Source organism: Herpetosiphon giganteus (genome assembly GCF_016907925.1).
GTDB classification, from domain to species: domain Bacteria; phylum Chloroflexota; class Chloroflexia; order Chloroflexales; family Herpetosiphonaceae; genus Herpetosiphon; species Herpetosiphon giganteus.
Map to the genome: position 1 here is coordinate 1 of NZ_JAFBCZ010000083.1, position 1,286 is coordinate 1,286.

Consider the following 1,286-nt stretch of genomic DNA (forward strand, 5'->3'; position numbering starts at 1 on the left):
TCAGTATGTCACCATTTCTCGTTTGAACGCTAAAATCATCACTGGTTCCCTGATCGGGTATGCTTGGGGTGCTATCCAACCAATCAGACCCAGGAGAACCAGTGATGACCGCATTGACCAGTTTAACCAGCCAGCGTGTGCTTGATGATACCATGGCGATTGTCCAAGCGCACCTTCCCGTATCGGCCTCTGGCTATCGTTGCCAGACTGCTGACCTGTGGCGGGTGTTGCTGCATGCGATGACGCATACCCACTCGATCGAAGCGACCTGTACGATCCTCCCAAACGTTCCCCACCCCAATACGATCCGGCGCTATCTTGCCTGCCAGTGGACTCCAACAACCATTCCGCAGATCGAAACATCCAGCAATGCTGCCCTTCGCGCAACCCTTCCCGCGTGGGTTTCCACCACCCCCGTCGAGGTCGCCATTGATACCCACGACTGCCCCTTCTATGGGCAGATTCCTGACGGCGATGACCATTGGGTCTGTCGTGGGCAAACCCGCGCGGGCACCAATGCCCACTATCGCTGTGCGTCCATGGCGGTCTTAGCGCGGCACACCCACCTGACCGTCGCGATCACCTTCGTTCAGCCAGGCGAGTCGATGGGTGCGATTGTGGAACGCCTGTTGGCTCATGGAACCCGTGCTGGAATCACGATTAAGTGTCTGTATGCGGACAAAGGCTTTTGTTCGGTGGCGGTCTTTCAGGCCGTGGTTGCGGCGCAGATCCCCGCCATTATTGCGGTGCCGCTGCGCCGACCCGGTGTCGGGACGTTGGCCCATGGCCCAATAAGCCACTGGGGAACGCATACCTTTACGAGCGACACGGCGGGTGCAGTGACCGTGCGGATTGCGGCAGTCCGGACGTATGCGCAGCGGCGACGCGGTGGCTATGAACTCCGCTGGTGCTTGTTTGCATGTTTCGCGATCCGTGAGAGCCTGATTGGGGTACGGCGGCGCTATCGACGACGGTTTGGGATTGAATCCATCTATCGCCAGCTTGAGGCGGTGCGAATTCGCACAACCGCCACAAATCCTGGCCTGCGGTTGATGCTGATCGCCCTGGGCTTCGTCGTGATTAATGGATGGATTCGGTGTCAATGGACGTATCTCCGGATTGCGGGCGGTGGGCCACGGCGGGTGGATCAGACCGTGTTGCGGCTCCCACGATTTCTTGGGTTGCTCCAGCACGCGATTGGGCAATGGTATGGGCCTCCGCCACCCATCGCGTTGGATCGCTATTGTCCCGCATCAGCCGCTACGGCGAAATGGTGACATACTGAT

1 protein-coding gene is annotated in these 1,286 nt (G+C 58.9%); it reads left to right on the plus strand.

The window, feature by feature from the left end; all coding sequences use genetic code 11:
- Positions 1 to 104: 104 nt before the first annotated feature.
- Complete coding sequence (locus JOD20_RS26290; RefSeq protein ID WP_204758139.1) at positions 105 to 1,277, plus strand: hypothetical protein; 1,173 nt, start codon at positions 105 to 107, stop codon at positions 1,275 to 1,277.
- Positions 1,278 to 1,286: the final 9 nt, after the last annotated feature.